This window comes from Marinomonas epiphytica (assembly GCF_054780655.1).
The window spans coordinates 318,842-335,266 of the sequence record NZ_BAAGVX010000026.1 but is presented as its reverse complement, the minus strand read 5'-3'; the positions used below and the strand labels follow the sequence as shown (position 1 = coordinate 335,266).

Sequence of the window (16,425 nt, the reverse complement as noted above, 5' to 3'; positions counted from 1 at the left end):
CTAAATTACCTTTATCTTCCCTGTTACTGCACTGTTAATTAACGTGGTCTTGTATTCTTTAAGTTTTTCGATTTGTTGCTGAGTTGATGAAATTCCTTGATCATGTTTTGCTGTTTCCGAATTAAGAAACTCAAGTATTCTTTCTTGTTCTTCTACTGGTGGTATTGGCGCACAAAAGTCTTCAATTTGCTCAGAACTAATATGAGGAACACTTATGCCAGTAAGCATTGGTCCGAAATAATTAAGAAAAAGATCCGTCGATAGTAAAAGCTTAATATAAGCCGTTAAAGCGTTTTTATTGCCTCTGATTCTACCAACTCGCTGTAAGAGTAAGCACGGTAAATCAGCTTTTTTAATTTCAGCGACTCTTATGCCAGAAGAGACCCAAGGCCTATCCATTGCAATTACTAAATCACCTTCCTCTAAGAAGAACTTTTCTAAACCTTTAATTTTATTTTCAGGCCAGTAGACTACTTCGTTCCATTTGGTAAAACCTGGGGATACATTAACACCTCTAAGTAATGGAATATCTGTAGGCTCTGAAGAATACAACTCACTTTTAAATGCATAGCCAGGCAAAATATCAATGTAATATTTCAACTTTGATAAGTCCCAATGCTCTGGTATTTCACCAATCCAATCGACGCCGGAATCTTTCATTGGTGCGTCAGACTTCCCTTCATAAAAGATGCCTTGAGTCACCGCATTTTGGATGATGATTTGCTTTCGCTCTTTTAACAGCTCAATTTGCTTTTCTTTGATGGCAATGGCTTCATCAATTTGTGCTGTTTTTTTATCAAGAAAGTTGGCAATGGCGGTTTGTTCTTCATAAGAAGGCACCGCAATAGTTACTGTACGCATTTCATCATAACGAGTTGTCCATAAGTCAGCGACTATTCCACGACCAACTCGATAGTATTCCTCAATAAATGCATAGCTTTTTAATAAATGTTGCGAATATTTAGGATGAATTCCTTTTGGTTCCAGCACGATATTTATTAATGAAACGGAGCCATCTCTATCAGATACACCACTAGATCCTTTTCTATCTGAGCGACTATTTATTACGAAGTCACCAGCCTTAACAAGCTTACGGTTATCTCCATCTTTAGTCTTAGCTGCATTTTCTAGTTGAGGTAAAATGCCCTGTTTGGTTACTGACAATGCAGGGTAATCAATATCAGAAACTTTTGTTCTTCTCTCTATAAACCTCGTTCCTAATCTTGTTAACTCCCAAGTTTTAGGAACCTCACCAAGCCATTGAGCACCGGAATTTTGATATTCATCATAAGTAGAGTAAGTTGCTATGCTTACCATCTTACTCTCCTTGTACTTCGGCTAAACCTACACCTAAGATGTCAGCAATTAAGCCCTCAGCTTTCTGCTCTAGGTCGATAATCTCAGTGGCAACTTCTTCCATTGAGCGTAATGGTTTGTGTTGATAGAAGTATTTGTTAAAGCTGATCTCATAACCAATTTTAGTGCTGTCTAAATTGATCCAAGCTTCGCTTACATGTGGTTTAACTTCATCAAGGTAATATTGATGAATTTCACTGTTCTCGTTAGTCGTGTTTTTGTCTTCAAGGTAAGTCAGTGGTACTGATTCGGCATCACGCAAATCTGAATTGGCTTCGTATGTCGTGAACTCGTTTTTTGTACCTGTAGCGTAATAACCAAAATCGGCTAAATCAGTTTCTTCACAGCCTAAGTGATGTAACAGCTCGTCGAGTTTTTCTTGTTTAAACTTAACGACTTTCTTAACGACTTTTTCGGCATTTTCGTCATACCAACTCATGGCATTAACGACTGTGGTGTAAAACGCTTTGCGTTTATTTGCTTTAATGTCGGCTAACACATCAGCTGAAACGTCTTTAAAACAAGCTTCCACATCGGCTTTAAACAGGTTGAAATCGTTGTATTCTGTGGTGATGGTTTCAGCGAGCTTATTGGCAAGGGCTACTAGCAGCTTACCTTGTTGCCATGTATCGGTTGATAACAGCTTAGCTTTTGCTTTAGCGTTTAAGTTAATGTCGTTGTCTTCACACCACCCAACAATTTCTTTTTCCATCACTTTATCGTTAGCGGTAAAAAAGTCTGCTTGATAAACCTTGTCGCCATATTCTGCAAACAGATGCTCCATTGGCTCACGAAGGGTTTTATCAAAACGCAGTGGGGCAATAAGCTCGTCTTTAAATTGGGCACTACGTCTGTCTGGACGTTCAATGTTTACTTTGTAATAACCAAAATCATCATTATTAAATACTTTGGCGGCAATACCTGTTGGGTCATTATACCCTTGTGAAGTAACGGTTACCTGGCGTTCAACACTTGCTGCATCAAGGTAGGTTTGGGTAATTTCAGTAATATGCTCTGGTGAAAACTCACAGTTTTTATTACCTAAGTTTTTACGTAGCTTTCTAAATAACAAGCTGGCATCAATAAGCTGTACCTTACCTTTGCGCTCTTGCGGTTTATTGTTGTTAAGTAGCCAAATATAGGTAGTGATACCTGTGTTGTAGAACAAGTTATTAGGTAATTGCACTATGGCATCTAGCATATCGTTTTCGATAATGTAGCGGCGAATATTGCTCTCGCCAGAGCCTGCATCACCAGTAAATAAACTTGAGCCGTTATGAACTGATGCGATACGAGAGCCCAATGGACTTATATCAGTCGATTTCATTTTGCTGACCATTTCCATTAAAAACAGCAATTGGCCGTCAGATGAACGTGGAGTAGCGTCAACAAAGCCGTCTTTAGGTAAATTACCCCAGTAATCTTTCAGTACAACCTGAAAGCGGGAATCGATAACTTCTGCGCCTTCTTTAATGTGTTTTTGTTCACTTGCCCAGCTTTTGCCGTATGGCGGATTTGATAAACAAAAATCAAAGCGTTGTCCGGCAAACTCATCAGTAGAAAGCGTTGAACCTACTTTAATGTTTTTAGGATCGTTACCTTTGATCATCATGTCTGATTTACAGATGGCGTAAGTTTCGTCGTTGATCTCTTTACCGTATAAATTAATATCGCGGGTGGTATTTTCTACTGGATATTTTTCATTAATAAAGTTTTGCGTTTCGGTAAGCATACCGCCACTACCACAAGCCGGGTCGTAACAGGTTAATGTTAGCGGTAGGTCTGATTTAATTGGGTCAAATACAAGGTGAGTCATTAACTCGATAACTTCACGTGGGGTAAAGTGTTCTCCCGCTTCTTCGTTGTTGTCTTCATTAAATTTGCGAATTAATTCTTCAAACACGTAACCCATGCCTAAGTTACTTAGGGCTGGTAGCTTGTTACCATCAGGGTCTTCTTTGTCGTGCGGGGTTAAGTTGATGTATGGCGATACAAACTTTTCAAGTACATCAAGCAATACATCTTTACCCGCCATGTGGCGAACTTGCGCTTTTAGGTTAAAGCACTCGACAATCTCTTTTACATTAGCACTGAAGCCGTTTAGGTATTCTTCGAAGTTAGCCAACAAGATTTGCTGGTTATTAGTAGCCGTGTTGAATAGGCTTTTTAACGTCCACTTTGAAGTGTTGTAAAACACATAGCCAGTCTCTGCCGTTAATGGCGCATCATCAAGCTCTGTGGCTTCCATTTCTTCAATTTGAAACTTAACCTCGGCTAGCACTTCATCTTTGGTTGGTTCTAGCAAGGTATCTAAACGGCGTAACACCACCATAGGTAGAATTACGTCGCGGTATTTACCACGAACATATACATCACGTAGGCAATCGTCAGCAATTGACCAGATAAAGGAGATAAGTTTGTTATGTGCGCTGTGATCCATTGTGTTCCCTACTATTAAAGCGAATATGCCACTTCGTTAAATCTACATCTGCGTTCAATTATTAAATTGTTTACAGGTTATTTCGTATATCGGTGCTATGGCTAAACCAAAGACAACATTAAGTGGATTTTATTGCGTTGGTTCAATCGTTATTAACACTCCCCCCACTTGGTTTAGCGTTAATTTATTAAATCAAGATACTCTTGCTCTGTAAGCACAGTTACGCCTTTATCCTTAGCAGCATTAATTTTTGTTTCCCCCACTTTATCACCTGTTACTAAGTAAGTTGTTTTACCTGTTACGGATTTAGCGACTTTAGCCCCTAGAGTCTTAGCCTGTTTTTCCATGTCTCCTCTTGAGCCTTGCTGCATCGAGCCTGTAAATACAACTACTGCACCGGCAATAGGTGAATCCGCACCTTCACGCTCAGATACTTTAGATGTAACAGCCAAATTAAAACCAAGTTCATAGACTTTGAAAAACTCTTCTTTCACGTTTGCCAGCCCTTCAACTATGGCTTCTGCGCTAATTTGAGCAAAGCCGTCAATCTTAACCATTTCCTCTGCTGTTAACTCAAACAAGTCTACAATCGAGTGGTGCTGAAGCAGTTTTTCGCAATTGCCACCACCTAGGCGACTGACACCAAAAGCAGATAAGAAACGCCAATCTTCTATTTCAATTTCTCGGCTCGCTTTAAGCTGGTCAAATAAGTTTTGCGATGTTTTATCCCCAAAACCATAGCTAGCAAATTGGTGAGCTTTTATGTCGTATATTTCGTGAATATGCTTTTTACCAAAGCGACTTAATTTTTCGATCACTTTTGGCCCAAAGCCATCGTTATTCCCTAACGTTTTAAAAAAGTGAATAAGGGTGTTTTCCGTTTGCGCTGGGCAGTCACTCTTATTTGGGCAAATCAGATGATCAGACTCCCATAGCAAGTGAGAACCACAACTAGGACATGACTCAGGCAATTGCGGCTCGGCTTCTTTAATCACGCCTTCAATCTTTGGAATCACAAGACCACTTCTAACAAGCTGAACGATTGCACCTGGGCCGATTTTCTTCGTTTTAACCATATTGTAATGGTGTACTGTGACTCGACTTATGGTGGCTCCACTAAGCTTTGTAGGGACCAGCTCTGCAACAGGAGAAATACGCCCTGTTCTTGATGTTTGGGGAAGGATATTTTTTACTTCAACGTCAGCTGAATCTTCATTTACTTTAAAAGCAATTTGCCAACGATGGTTCTTCCTTGTGGCTCCCATATGTTCTTTCAATGTCGAGTGAGTGGTTTCCAGTATCACTCCGTCGATATCAAAATCGACTGCGTGCCACATTTCTTCAACGATCGACTCAAAGTTCGCTATGACTTCCGAAAAGTGGGCTGTTTTGTTCTCAATAAGAGCAAAGGGGTAAAATACACATGCGCCATCATCAATGGCTTTTTGAACACTCTTATCTACTTTTTTCTCTGCAATGATCGCGGCTTGAATGTTTCTGGAGTTCTCGAATATCTCACTTAGTTCTTTATTAAAGTAGCTTTTCTTGATAACAATTTCACCAGGACCTAAACCTCTATCACCGTTTTTTGCCACTTTTAACCCTCTTTCAAAGGCCCTAGTAATATCTTGGCCTCTGTAACCATCTCCTCTGGTATATAGGGTTGTTCCGTCATCAAAGGCTGCATAGCCGTCTAATTTCGGTGTTATTCTTAATTCTATGTCTTCTTCAGGAACATTAATTTCTTGAGCTGCCTTTAATATTCTTTTTAGCCACTTCTCGATATCTTCTTTTGAATAGGCCTTCTCTGTAGAAAGCATTCTCTGTGGTAGCTCTACCGTTTTGGCTTCTGCCAGAAATTCAGGTTCAACTTGGTTAAGATATGGGTGAAGATGATTTATGTTTCTTAACATAGAAATATATAAATCATATTGCTCATCCGTTATTGCCTGCACACCAGATCGGTAAAGGGCGTTGGATGCAGTTAATAAGTGAACTAATTCATCTGCGTTTAGGTCTGATTTATTGAAAAGGCTAATCAACTCATTTGGGTCAATCTTTTCATCTAACTGTTTTAACGTTTTTATCTGCTCATTATTGAAAGTAACTTTTAACATTAAATATATCCTTAATGAGCCATTGTATTTGTATGGTAGGCATAACTGTAGTCGTTAAGTTTGGCAACAAGTGCCTGAATGTCGGCAAGTGAGATTTCAGAACCTTGGGTCATATAAAATGCAATTTCTCTGTTAAAGCTAGAAACAAACGAGGCCCCTTAGGGCCTCAATAGTATAAAAAATGCGCTATTTGCGACGAGTCAGGCGCCGCCTTTCGAAGTCACGAATGCGCTGTCTACAATGGGCTATGGTTTGATCACTCATTGGGCTGCGACGTTCATCGCGTAGCTCGCCACCCAAATTACGGACTATGGTTTGCGCGGTTTCTAACATAAAGTCAAACGCCTTCATGCTGTTTTTAGGCCCTGGCAATCCCATGAAAAAGCTCACTCCAGGGCATTCTGTTTCGCCCATAGTGTCTAAATCGAAAGTACCAGGTTCAATGGCATTCGCCATACTAAACTGAACTCTACCGCGGTCAAAGCCATCTTCATGACGGTGGAAAATATCCATTTCTCCGTAGCGCATGCCACAATTTAGGACAAGCTGTAGCAGCTCCATGCCAGAGAAGGCTTGGTTATCAGGGGCAAAAATATTGATAACGATCACTTCTTCGATCTCGGCTTCGTCAGCTACTTGAGGCTCTTCCTCTTCTTCTAGCTGAATGCCTTGGGGCGTCACTTGGTCAACATCGACTGTAGAGTAATCGCGTTCATAATCAAATTCTGCAGGCTCGGCAGGCTCGGCAGGCTCGGCAGGCACAGGCTCATAAGGCTCTGCAGATGCTGGTTGTTCCTCAATATAATCGTACTCTTCCGCTTGGTCATAATCACCGTCGGAATAATCTTGATTGGAAACATCTGAATCAGAAAAATCTCGCTCTGGTACTAGGGAAGCCAGTTCATCAAGGTGCATTTCTTCCCCACGGTCAAGCTCTGGCCCTGAATCTACTTTATGCGGCAGATCCGCCAAGGGGGCTTTTGCTGTTTTACGAGCATTTTCGAAGGCGTTAGCAGCGGGGCTTGCCGCTGGTTGACGCTCTTTAGGAATGGGGCGAGCGCCACCGTTTGGTAGCTCACGGCGAATCATCGCTTCTTTGATCAAGTCATCAGGATCAACAAAATCATCCTCGTCTGACTGAGCAAGCGCTTGGGTCTTTTTATAACGGCGAAATCCGTCAATTAGAATCCCTAGAATTATGACGACCCCAATTAAGATCAGCCACTCACGTAAACTAAAATCCATTACATTTTCCGAGTTACATCAATGAAGTTGATCTTATTATCAAACGAAGCCGCCAATGTTTCAATTATAAGCGGACCTTGATTGCAAAAATCTTCCTACTATTTACATGAACAGGGCTTTTTCGAGCAATAATTTGGCCCTGAGTCAGGTCTTGATCCGATAATTTCGCTCGTCTTACCACCAGCTCTAGAGGCCCTGCACTGGATAATGACTGATTAGACATAAGATTGTCCAAGTTTGTCAGCATTACTGGCATCGCCAATTCACTGGGTAGTACACGCTGAATGGCAAGGGGCATGGTCGAATTTTGCCCCAAAACATACACTAAAAGCACATCATCAGATTGCCACTGGGCTTGCTCGTCCCACAAAATTTGAACCAATATCTGTTCTGTAATGAGTTTGGGCACCAAATTTTGATCTATATCGCCGGCAATTCGGGCTTTATCTATACCGGTTAATAAGGCCATCCGTTGTGCAGAGTTTGCGTTATAGCGTATGGCTTCTTGCCAAGCGAGCACCGCGCCTAAGTAGTTCTGTTCATCAAACTCACTAACGCCCTTTAAGCTCCAAGCAGTAGCTTGGGAAGGGTCAATAGCAAGAGCCTCATTAACTAAGCTTAATAATGCTGGGGAGCTCTGGTTGCCTTGTTGATAAAATAGCGCTTGGGCGTATTCGGTCAGAACCCTAGCTCGCTCCGTGGTTTCCTGAGGCAGCTTTTCCAAGGCCTTCTGGTAAGCCTGAATAGCCTGACCATACTTGCCATAACTCATGTGATTAGTGGCTTCATAAAACCAGTCTTGCGCACTGTCATAACGTTGGCTGCGGTATTGCAAATAGCGAGTAACACTTTCTGGCGTGGAGGTTTGACTCACTAGTTGCTGTCTAAAGACTACGTCTTTACTAAAGCCAAGCTCTTGATACAACAACACACTACCAAGAGTACTCACTGAAAGTATCCACAATCCAAGAGTACGCGGGGTCAACCGTGCTTGGTGAGGTAATTCAGCCTCACAAGCCAAGCGCTTTTTGTGGCAAACATATAGATACCCTAAGCTTATGATGAGTAAGGTAAGCATGACGAAATAAGCCACTAACATTCGCTTTCCTCCTGTTGCACCACTCGATTACGGCGAATCACACAATAAAACACCAATAAACCGCCTATTAATAAACTAAATGGACCATACCAAAGCAACCAAGTGCCTGGTTTATATACAGGGCGATACAAAACGAACTCCCCATATCGCGCCACCATATAATCCATAATTTCTTGGTCTGTTTTTCCTTCTTTTAACAGCAAAAAAACTTGCTCTCGTAAATCCGCGGCTATTTGTGACTCTGAGTCGGCTAAATTTTGGTTCTGGCATTTAGGGCAACGAAGTTCTTCAATCAGGCTAAAATAACGTTTTTCGTTTAACTCTGAACGAAACGAATACGGTTGCTGAGCCCAACTAAACTGGCTCAGCAAACTAAAGGTAATAACAAAGAATAGGGTTAACCTCATAGCAAATAGCCTTTAATTGTCTGCCAGTTTGCTAAATTGAGCTCTCCTTGATGGCGATACACTATGATGCCGTTTGCGTCTACGACAAAGGTTTCGGGTGCGCCTGTTACCCCCATATCTAAACCAAAATGTCCTAGCTCATCCATTAGCGTGACTTGATAAGGATTGCCTTTTTGCTCTAGCCATTGCTGGGCGGCTTTTGGTTGATCCTTATAATCAATACCAATAATCGCCACCCCCTGCTCAGCAAGTTCCATTAAAAAAGGGTGTTCAATATGGCAAGCAGGACACCAGGTGCCCCAAAAATTAATCAAGTACGCCCCTTTCGGCAGTTCACTTTTAGTGTAAGTAGTCTGCTCATGAAGGGTTAAAAGAGAAAATGAGGGGACAGGCTTACCGATTAATGCAGAGGTCATGGTAGACGGCCCTTGTATGAGTTGAGCCCCTAGTACCAAGGCGACCAGTATAAACACACTAATGGGGACAAAACGCATGAATTTAGCCAAAATAAGCCTCTCTTTGCTTTTTGAGCAGTCGCTTGTTGCTGATAGCAAGCACACCTGCCAACATCATCATCAAGCCTCCTAGCCATATCCAACGAACAAACGATTTTATATAAATACGAACGCTCCACGAGCCATCAGCTAAGGGCTCCCCTAACGAAATATACAAATCTCGAACAAATCCAGGGTCAAGAGCGGCTTCCGTCATGGTTTGCCCTCTAGCAGGAAAATAACGTTTCTCTGGGTGCATAACTGCAACCTGCTGACCATGCTTTGAAACGGTAAACTGCCCACGCTCCGACTGGTAGTTCGGTCCCTCTATTTGGGCTAAGCCATCAAATTGAAATTCATATTTGCCCACTGTTACTTGTTCACCAATCGCAATTTTCTCAATGGATTCGTCACTATTAAGGCTGACCATAAGAATACCAATTAAGCTTACCGCCATACCTAAATGCGCAAGATGCATGGCATAAAAACGCCTTGATCGTCGCAACAAAGAGAAACCACCGCCCGTGGACTTTTTAATGGCCTTGTTAAGGTTGTCGTAACCAGACAGGCCAATAACCCAAAAGCTCACCCAAAGGCTCACAATGGCGTGGAAAGGTAGACCAGCAATAATGGTTAACAACAAAGCCCCAAGCCCACTGAACAAGGCCACACTGATTAAGGGTTTGGTTAGAGTATTAAAGGCTGTAGAGCGCCATCGGGTTAACGGTGCCACCGCCATAAAGACCATTAACAATAAAGCAATCGGCGTGAACACGGCATTAAAATAAGGCGCTCCTACTGAAATCATTCCCAAGTTAAACACATCAAACACAAGAGGATATAAAGTGCCTAATAACACGGTTAATGTTAGAACTGTTAAGAAGATATTATTCAGTAACAACCAGGCTTCTCGCCCACTAAACACAAAGCTTTGGTTACTTTTCACCTGGCCAATCCGCACAGCATAAAGAAGCAAAGCGCCACCAACGTATAGGATGAGTAACGCTAGAATAAAGACACCACGAGTAGGATCAGCAGCAAAGGAATGCACAGAAGTGAGTATGCCCGAGCGAACTAGAAAAGCCCCCAACAAGGACAAACTGAAGGTAAAAATCGCTAACAATAAGGTCCAGCTTTTGAACGCATCTCGTTTTTCCATAACAGCCAGAGAGTGCAACAAGGCAGTTCCAGCTAACCAAGGCATAAAAGAGGCGTTCTCAACAGGGTCCCAAAACCACCATCCGCCCCAGCCTAGCTCGTAATATGCCCACCAGCTGCCTAATACAATACCTAGAGTAAGAAAGGCCCACGCACAGGCCGTCCAAGGGCGCGCCCAGCTCGCCCATTGTTTATCTAATTTACCTTGCAATAAGGCTGTAATTGCAAAAGCAAACACAACGGAAAAACCAACATAACCCATATACAACATAGGGGGGTGTAAAATGAGGCCGATGTCCTGTAAGAGAGGGTTCAGGTCCGCCCCTTCGATAGGAATATCTGGCAAGATACGAGCAAAAGGAGAAGAAGTGAAAAGCAATAAAGCAAGAAAACCCACAACCAGTATGCCCATTATGGTCAGTACTAGCATGACGGTTTCTTCTGGCAAATGAGTACGACGTAAAGCAACAGCACATGCCCAGCCAGATAAGATAACTACCCATAAAAGTAATGAGCCTTCATGCCCTCCCCAAACAGCACTCACCTTATAGTAAAAAGGCAATGCCGAATTAGAATGCGTGCTCACATACCATACCGAAAAGTCATCGAGCCAAAATAAGGCGATAAGAATAAAAAAACTAATCGCAATTAAAGTACTGGTAAGCAGGGTGAGTGGTTTCGCAAGCGAAAGACAAACACGATCTTTTAAGGCCCAACCTAAAAAAGGTACCAGCGCCCAAAGACAAGCAAAAACAAAGGCAAGAATTAGCGAAAAATGCCCAATTTCAGGAAACATAATATGTTAAACGTCCATTCTATATAAAACGAGCAAGTTACTATTGCTCTTGTAATGTTTTTTCTACTTCGGGAGGCATGTAGTTTTCATCGTGCTTAGCCAATACCTGTTCAGCCACTAACTCTCCTTGTCCATCCAGTTTACCCTGCACAACAACCCCTTGCCCTTCTCTAAATAAGTCGGGCAGGATCCCTTGATATTGAACCTTCAAGGTATGCTGGTAATCCGTGATAGAAAAACTGACCGCTAAATCCTGCATTGAGCGTTTTACACTGCCTTTTACAACCACCCCTCCTGCTCTAATCCTGCGCTCCAAAGGCGCCTCACCTTGCTGAATTTGTGTCGGTGAATAAAACAGATTAACGTTTTGTTGTAAGGCCACTAAGACTAGGCCAACAATCGCTGCAAACACCACCAACAAGGCACAGATAATATATAAGCGTTTTCTTCGTATTGGGTGCATAAATCTTACTGACTCTTACTGGCTTTTTTTATGTCGGATATAATGGCACGTTTTTGCCTGAAGGTTTGAAGGCATAGCCCCCCTAAACCAACAAACACAAAACCATAGGCAGACCAGACGTACAGACCATGCTTGCCCATTTGCCAAAATGCTTGCCAGCTTTCAAATGCCATGTTGTAAACCTTCTTTTTGAACCCAATGTGAGCGTTTTTCTCTCATTAAAATATGCGTTTGCATGCGCCAGATTGCCAACCCAGCTAACAATAACATCAGCCCTAAAGCCGAAATTAATAAGGGCAACCACATATCTATGGGCATCGTAGGCTTACTGGTTAAGCTAAATGAGGCCGGCTGATGTAACGTATTCCACCATTCCACTGAATATTTAATGATTGGAAGATTTACCATTCCCAATAAGGCAATTGCACCTGCAGCTCTATCAGCTAGGGCTCTATCTTCCAACGTATTATGGATCGCCATTAGCCCTACATAAAGCAAAAACAGCACCAACATAGAGGTAAGCCGCGCATCCCATACCCACCATGTCCCCCATGTGGGTTTTCCCCAAATGGCGCCAGTGACTAATGCGCATGCGGTCATCAAGGCACCTAGAGGCGCTACGGCCTGTATATAAATGGGCGACATTTTAATACGCCACACAAAAGCAACCAAAGCCGCCAAGCCTAAGCTAAAATAAATGCCTTGCGCGAACATTGCGCTCGGCACATGCACATACATAATTCGAAAGCTGTTGCCTTGCTGATAATCTTCTGGAGCAAAGGCTAACCCCCAGATCAACGCAACCATAAACAGGGTTAAGCCAAACCAAAATAACCATTTAGCAGCTGGCTGAAAGGCATAATAGAAATATTTCGGCGAACCAAGCCGATGCAACCATGACCAAGACATTAGTTTACACTCCCCTTCAATAAGGTGGCCGTTAACCAGGGAGCGAACACCCCACTAAATAAAGATAAGGCTGCAAGCAACAACAACTGACCCACATACAATCCACTGTCATGCTCCTGTAGAGCAGAGCTTGCAAATATCAATACAGGCAGAAAAAAAGGCAAAATCACCAGCAAGTGCAACACAACCCCTTGTTTGAGCGTCACTGTTAACGCAGCCCCAATAGACGCCATATAAAACAAACACGGTGTTCCCAATAAGAGAGTCGCGACAAGTAACCAAATAGCCTCACTAGGAAAGTGAAGCAACAAGGCTAAACCAGGCGAAAACACACAAATAGGCGCTATTACGGCGAGCCAATTCAACCCCGTTTTAATAGACACCAAAGCAAAGATTGATAAATCCGATAACAACCACTGGGCTATAGAGCCATCCTGCCAATCTTCAACAAACATACCTTGTGTAACCAATAACACAGCCACCAACACCGCACACCAAATAATACCTGGGGCTGCTAAGCGTAAAAAGTCTACCTCTGGGCTGACACCTAAAGGAAACAAACAGACCACCATCACAAAAAGCAGTAAGCCATTTACCACGGCCTGCTTGCGGCGCATTAATAACAACCCTTCACTGAGTATAAACTGTCTATATGTCATGCCAGCACCACCTGGTGCGCATCAAGCTGGGTAGTTTCAATGTGGCTAGTAAACAAGATCATGCCATTTAACGCCATATGTTTTAACATCAGGCGTTCAATCAAGTGGCGTCCAATATCATCTAAAGAAGTAAAAGGCTCATCTAGCACCCAAATGGCTTTTTCACTCAACAACAATCGGCACAGGGCCACTCTGTGCATTTGCCCCTGCGAAAGCTGGTGTACAAAAGCGTCTCGGTGTTCGCTTAAAGCCAGCTCTTGTAAAGCCAGTTCAAGGGCTTGCCCCGAGCTCTGGGGATTAAACTGACGTAGGTTTTCTATCACACTCAAGTGGCGTTTAACGCCACTGGTATGGCCAAGATACAGGCACTGCTTACGAAAGTCCTGCCCACTGTATTGCGGGTTATCACAACTCATTACCACTCTACCAGAATACATTGGTATTAAGCCTAAAATAGCTTTAAGCAAAGAGCTTTTCCCTGCCCCGTTTGTTCCTTTTACATGCGCGGCCTGACCACTTTTCAGTGAAAAAGACACACCTTCGAAAATTGCTCTCTCACTGCGCTCAAGGGCTAGATCGTGTATATGTAAAATAGCATTAGGAAACAAAAGATTTTCTCGCGTTGGCCGATAAGCAATTAACAGATGTATATGGTATGCCCCATACAAGGCTGAAACCTAACTTGTTGATCTATTATATGAGAATCTATCTTAAATAACGAACCTATGGTGTGAATTATGGTGACAAATATAACAACAATGCCCAAAGGCACTGGTACACCATTAGCCCAGACTTCCTCGTCCATAAAAAGTACTGGAGCCTTAGCGAAGTTAAGCAGCGAAATACAGCTCATCGAACGAATCACACCGATCAAACTACAAGGCAGCGAGAGCATTAGCTTACACGGTAAAAGTGCCCAATTAATTCACGCAAGCGATCAGCAAGGCAGACAATTTAGTTTGCTAAACCAAGGTCCAAACTTCCCTTCAACGAGCCAACAACACGCTCAGTTACAGCGGGTTGGAAACCTCACAGCTAACTTATCCATTGCTCAAAATGGTTCACAGCCCCCCTTAAAACTCGATAATTTACCGCTACACTCTCGTGTCATCAATTTAACCGTAACGGATTCTCTCCCTGCCCCTAAAGGCACGACCGGGCACCTAGTACAGGTTCATGACGGCAAACAAAGCTTTCCCCTTTTAAGCCAACACCCTTTATCAAAAGGCGAATCGATTCGCGCCGTGTTGGATGCCAATCAAGAGCTGCAGTATTTACCCAGTAAAACCGCCACGAACAGCCTACAGTTAGAGGCTTTAAAACAGAGCTTGCCGAAACAACTCACGGCGCAGGAAATGACGCAACTTATCAAGCAACTACAACAACTTGGCCAACAAGCAGAACAACTACCTGCGCAGAGCCGCCAAGCTATACAACAGTTGCTCCGCTCTTTACCTGATTTACAATCTCTCACCCAGTCCTCACAAGGAATGAAACAAGCCCTACTTACTAGCGGTATATTTTCCGAGTCTCAACTTCTTCAGCAAGGCAATCAACTTAGCGCAGATTTAAAGCTAAATCTGGCCCGTTTGTTAAACACAGACAGTGCTAATAAAGCAGTGAGCAACCAAATAGCGTCCCCATTACCCGTTGAGCAAATCGCCAACGCCATTGAGCGTATTACCACCACTCAATTGAGGCATTTTAGTGATGCTCAAACTGCACCGAATTTTCCTCTTTATATGGAAATGGCCATTCAAAATGGCGCAGCAAGTGAGTTAGTACAGATCCAAATAGACCAGGATCAGCAACAAGATCAATCAGATACAGAAAAAGAGCGGCGTTGGTTAGTAAAACTGAACTTTGACTTTCAGGAAACAGGTTATTTTGAAGCCAGAACCAGTATTCAAGGTAACAAGGTGGGTATTGTGTTTGCCGCCCAAAACCATGCAACAGCTCAACGTCTACAACAACAATTCCCTGAGCTAAAGCAGAGCCTACAGTCGAAAGACATTGAAGTAGAAAGGTTGGAGTCTTTTCAAACACAATTTAAGCAAAATACCCTAGATAAGCTAAAGCCTAAACATTCACTAATAGATATAAAGACCTAATGAAACAAGCTGTCGCGTTAAAATACGATTACCAAGGTGCGCCAAAAGTCACCGCCAAAGGCAGCGGACTGGTGGCGGAAAAGATTATGCAAATTGCAGAAGAAAATGAGGTGACACTTCACCAGAGCCCTGAGCTTGTGGCTATGTTAAGCACACTAGAGCTTGGAGAAGAAATCCCAGAAAGCCTGTATTTGGCCGTGGCTGAGATTATTGCATTCGCCCATCGTTTAAAAGACAGCCATTAATGAAAATCTGAGTTGCGGCGGGATTCTTTTTTCAAAAGACTAATGAGTTCAGCTTCGGCACGTATCAAGCCACATTTGGACACTAAATCATCCACTGTCGCGCCCATTTCCAACAATTCCATTGCTCGGTTATAAGATACACTGCCCTCTTTGGACAGAATTTCTGACTGCCTTTCCACCGCCATATTTAGCTTCTTCTCAATGGCGACCAATCTACGCCCCATACCAATAGAACCAGACGCAAGTACTTGCACTTGCTTTTTCTGATTCAGGTCAGCACTTGCATGGTCTTGCTCCAATTTTGATAAGCGTCGAGATAAGCGAAATGCCCACACACTGACGCCTATTAGCACTAGGAACTGTATGAACAATAATAAGTTAAATAACCACTGAGATTCCATTAAACCACAACTACCTTTAAGGCCTTATAAAGAGCCAACTTCCGACCATTCATCTTCAGACAGGAGTTTGTCTAAATCAACTAAAATCAGCAAGGTATCATTCTTGTGGCAAACGCCTTGAATGAACTTTGAGGACTCATCGTTACCCACACTAGGCGAGACTTCGATCTCTGACTGTCTTAAATAAACCACCTCAGACACTGCATCAACCAGAATACCAATAACATGGCCTTCCACTTCTAAGATCATGATGCGAGTCGCGTCGGTGATTTCTCCGGAAGGCAACCCAAAACGCTGACAGGTATCAATAACGGTAACTACAGTGCCACGCAAGTGAATAATACCCAGCACAAAGCTTGGTGCACCTGGTACAGGGGCGATTTCAGTATAACGCAGCACTTCTTTCACCTGCATTACGTTGACACCGTAAATTTCATGCTCTAAACGAAAAGTCACCCACTGCAACATAGGGTCTTCTGCTTGCGTACTGTCTTTCAAAGCAACACTTGTACTCATGTTCGGCCT

The 16,425-nt window shown here is 42.8% G+C and carries 17 protein-coding genes; 2 read left to right on the top strand and 15 right to left on the bottom strand.

Going from position 1 to position 16,425, the window contains the following annotated elements:
- From ACYVGZ_RS06665 to ccmA, 13 genes are all read right to left on the bottom strand, one after another.
- On the bottom strand, nt 1–1,317 hold the full coding sequence (locus tag ACYVGZ_RS06665) for a restriction endonuclease subunit S (RefSeq protein ID WP_460752972.1): 1,317 nt from the start codon (nt 1,315–1,317) through the stop codon (nt 1–3).
- Between the two features lies 1 nt (nt 1,318).
- Nucleotides 1,319–3,796, bottom strand: coding sequence for an N-6 DNA methylase (locus ACYVGZ_RS06660; protein ID WP_460752970.1), 2,478 nt, complete (start codon nt 3,794–3,796; stop codon nt 1,319–1,321).
- A gap of 179 nt (nt 3,797–3,975) precedes the next feature.
- Nucleotides 3,976–5,913 (bottom strand): BRCT domain-containing protein, encoded by a 1,938-nt coding sequence (locus tag ACYVGZ_RS06655; RefSeq protein ID WP_460752967.1) that lies wholly within the window; start codon nt 5,911–5,913, stop codon nt 3,976–3,978.
- Between the two features lie 186 nt (nt 5,914–6,099).
- Nucleotides 6,100–7,158, bottom strand: coding sequence for a cell division protein ZipA (gene zipA, locus ACYVGZ_RS06650; RefSeq protein WP_460752964.1), 1,059 nt, complete (start codon nt 7,156–7,158; stop codon nt 6,100–6,102).
- Nucleotides 7,159–7,222: 64 nt separating this feature from the next.
- Entirely contained in the window at nt 7,223–8,257 is a 1,035-nt protein-coding gene (locus tag ACYVGZ_RS06645) for a tetratricopeptide repeat protein (RefSeq protein WP_460752962.1), read from the bottom strand.
- Nucleotides 8,251–8,664: a cytochrome c-type biogenesis protein gene (locus ACYVGZ_RS06640; protein WP_460752959.1), complete on the bottom strand. Its 414-nt coding sequence runs from the start codon at nt 8,662–8,664 to the stop codon at nt 8,251–8,253. Before ACYVGZ_RS06640 ends, ACYVGZ_RS06645 begins: the two co-directional genes overlap by 7 nt.
- Nucleotides 8,661–9,170, bottom strand: a complete 510-nt coding sequence (locus ACYVGZ_RS06635; RefSeq protein WP_460752956.1) for a DsbE family thiol:disulfide interchange protein — start codon at nt 9,168–9,170, stop codon at nt 8,661–8,663. The genes ACYVGZ_RS06640 and ACYVGZ_RS06635 overlap by 4 nt, the downstream gene beginning before the upstream one ends.
- Complete coding sequence (locus ACYVGZ_RS06630; protein ID WP_460752954.1) at nt 9,163–11,112, bottom strand: heme lyase CcmF/NrfE family subunit; 1,950 nt, start codon at nt 11,110–11,112, stop codon at nt 9,163–9,165. Before ACYVGZ_RS06630 ends, ACYVGZ_RS06635 begins: the two co-directional genes overlap by 8 nt.
- A gap of 40 nt (nt 11,113–11,152) precedes the next feature.
- Entirely contained in the window at nt 11,153–11,575 is a 423-nt protein-coding gene (gene ccmE / locus ACYVGZ_RS06625; protein WP_460752951.1) for a cytochrome c maturation protein CcmE, read from the bottom strand.
- 5 nt (nt 11,576–11,580) lie between these two features.
- Entirely contained in the window at nt 11,581–11,748 is a 168-nt protein-coding gene (gene ccmD, locus ACYVGZ_RS06620; protein ID WP_460752949.1) for a heme exporter protein CcmD, read from the bottom strand.
- Nucleotides 11,738–12,484 carry a heme ABC transporter permease CcmC gene (gene ccmC / locus ACYVGZ_RS06615; RefSeq protein WP_460752946.1) on the bottom strand — a complete coding sequence of 249 codons (747 nt, stop codon included), beginning with the start codon at nt 12,482–12,484 and terminating at the stop codon, nt 11,738–11,740. Before ccmC ends, ccmD begins: the two co-directional genes overlap by 11 nt.
- Nucleotides 12,484–13,143, bottom strand: a complete 660-nt coding sequence (locus tag ACYVGZ_RS06610) for a heme exporter protein CcmB (protein WP_460752944.1) — start codon at nt 13,141–13,143, stop codon at nt 12,484–12,486. The genes ccmC and ACYVGZ_RS06610 overlap by 1 nt, the downstream gene beginning before the upstream one ends.
- The gene (gene ccmA, locus ACYVGZ_RS06605; RefSeq protein WP_460753738.1) at nt 13,140–13,679 is read right to left on the bottom strand and encodes a heme ABC exporter ATP-binding protein CcmA; all 540 of its coding nucleotides are present in this window, start codon (nt 13,677–13,679) and stop codon (nt 13,140–13,142) included. Before ccmA ends, ACYVGZ_RS06610 begins: the two co-directional genes overlap by 4 nt.
- 201 nt (nt 13,680–13,880) lie before the next feature.
- On the opposite strand from ccmA, the gene fliK reads away from it, so the two are divergent.
- Nucleotides 13,881–15,254 carry a flagellar hook-length control protein FliK gene (gene fliK / locus ACYVGZ_RS06600; RefSeq protein ID WP_460752940.1) on the top strand — a complete coding sequence of 458 codons (1,374 nt, stop codon included), beginning with the start codon at nt 13,881–13,883 and terminating at the stop codon, nt 15,252–15,254.
- Nucleotides 15,254–15,499 (top strand): EscU/YscU/HrcU family type III secretion system export apparatus switch protein, encoded by a 246-nt coding sequence (locus ACYVGZ_RS06595; RefSeq protein ID WP_460752938.1) that lies wholly within the window; start codon nt 15,254–15,256, stop codon nt 15,497–15,499. The genes fliK and ACYVGZ_RS06595 overlap by 1 nt, the downstream gene beginning before the upstream one ends.
- Here ACYVGZ_RS06595 and ACYVGZ_RS06590 read toward each other — a convergent pair.
- Both ACYVGZ_RS06590 and ACYVGZ_RS06585 read right to left on the bottom strand, forming a co-directional pair.
- Nucleotides 15,496–15,900: a DUF2802 domain-containing protein gene (locus ACYVGZ_RS06590; RefSeq protein ID WP_460752934.1), complete on the bottom strand. Its 405-nt coding sequence runs from the start codon at nt 15,898–15,900 to the stop codon at nt 15,496–15,498. The two genes, ACYVGZ_RS06595 and ACYVGZ_RS06590, sit on opposite strands and share 4 nt — an antisense overlap.
- Nucleotides 15,901–15,924: 24 nt before the next feature.
- Nucleotides 15,925–16,416, bottom strand: a complete 492-nt coding sequence (locus ACYVGZ_RS06585) for a chemotaxis protein CheW (RefSeq protein WP_460752931.1) — start codon at nt 16,414–16,416, stop codon at nt 15,925–15,927.
- Between the last annotated feature and the right edge of the window lie 9 nt (nt 16,417–16,425).

Excerpts from the sequence above, each read along its gene's own strand:
- ACYVGZ_RS06665 (WP_460752972.1), bottom strand. The coding sequence starts at position 1,317 with ATGGTAAGCATAGCAACTTACTCTACTTATGATGAATATCAAAATTCC.
- ACYVGZ_RS06660 (WP_460752970.1), bottom strand. The coding sequence starts at position 3,796 with ATGGATCACAGCGCACATAACAAACTTATCTCCTTTATCTGGTCAATT.
- ACYVGZ_RS06655 (WP_460752967.1), bottom strand. The coding sequence starts at position 5,913 with ATGTTAAAAGTTACTTTCAATAATGAGCAGATAAAAACGTTAAAACAG.
- zipA (WP_460752964.1), bottom strand. The coding sequence starts at position 7,158 with ATGGATTTTAGTTTACGTGAGTGGCTGATCTTAATTGGGGTCGTCATA.
- ACYVGZ_RS06645 (WP_460752962.1), bottom strand. The coding sequence starts at position 8,257 with ATGTTAGTGGCTTATTTCGTCATGCTTACCTTACTCATCATAAGCTTA.
- ACYVGZ_RS06640 (WP_460752959.1), bottom strand. The coding sequence starts at position 8,664 with ATGAGGTTAACCCTATTCTTTGTTATTACCTTTAGTTTGCTGAGCCAG.
- ACYVGZ_RS06630 (WP_460752954.1), bottom strand. The coding sequence starts at position 11,112 with ATGTTTCCTGAAATTGGGCATTTTTCGCTAATTCTTGCCTTTGTTTTT.
- ccmE (WP_460752951.1), bottom strand. The coding sequence starts at position 11,575 with ATGCACCCAATACGAAGAAAACGCTTATATATTATCTGTGCCTTGTTG.
- ccmD (WP_460752949.1), bottom strand. The coding sequence starts at position 11,748 with ATGGCATTTGAAAGCTGGCAAGCATTTTGGCAAATGGGCAAGCATGGT.
- ccmC (WP_460752946.1), bottom strand. The coding sequence starts at position 12,484 with ATGTCTTGGTCATGGTTGCATCGGCTTGGTTCGCCGAAATATTTCTAT.
- ACYVGZ_RS06610 (WP_460752944.1), bottom strand. The coding sequence starts at position 13,143 with ATGACATATAGACAGTTTATACTCAGTGAAGGGTTGTTATTAATGCGC.
- fliK (WP_460752940.1), top strand. The coding sequence starts at position 13,881 with ATGGTGACAAATATAACAACAATGCCCAAAGGCACTGGTACACCATTA.
- ACYVGZ_RS06595 (WP_460752938.1), top strand. The coding sequence starts at position 15,254 with ATGAAACAAGCTGTCGCGTTAAAATACGATTACCAAGGTGCGCCAAAA.
- ACYVGZ_RS06590 (WP_460752934.1), bottom strand. The coding sequence starts at position 15,900 with ATGGAATCTCAGTGGTTATTTAACTTATTATTGTTCATACAGTTCCTA.
- ACYVGZ_RS06585 (WP_460752931.1), bottom strand. The coding sequence starts at position 16,416 with ATGAGTACAAGTGTTGCTTTGAAAGACAGTACGCAAGCAGAAGACCCT.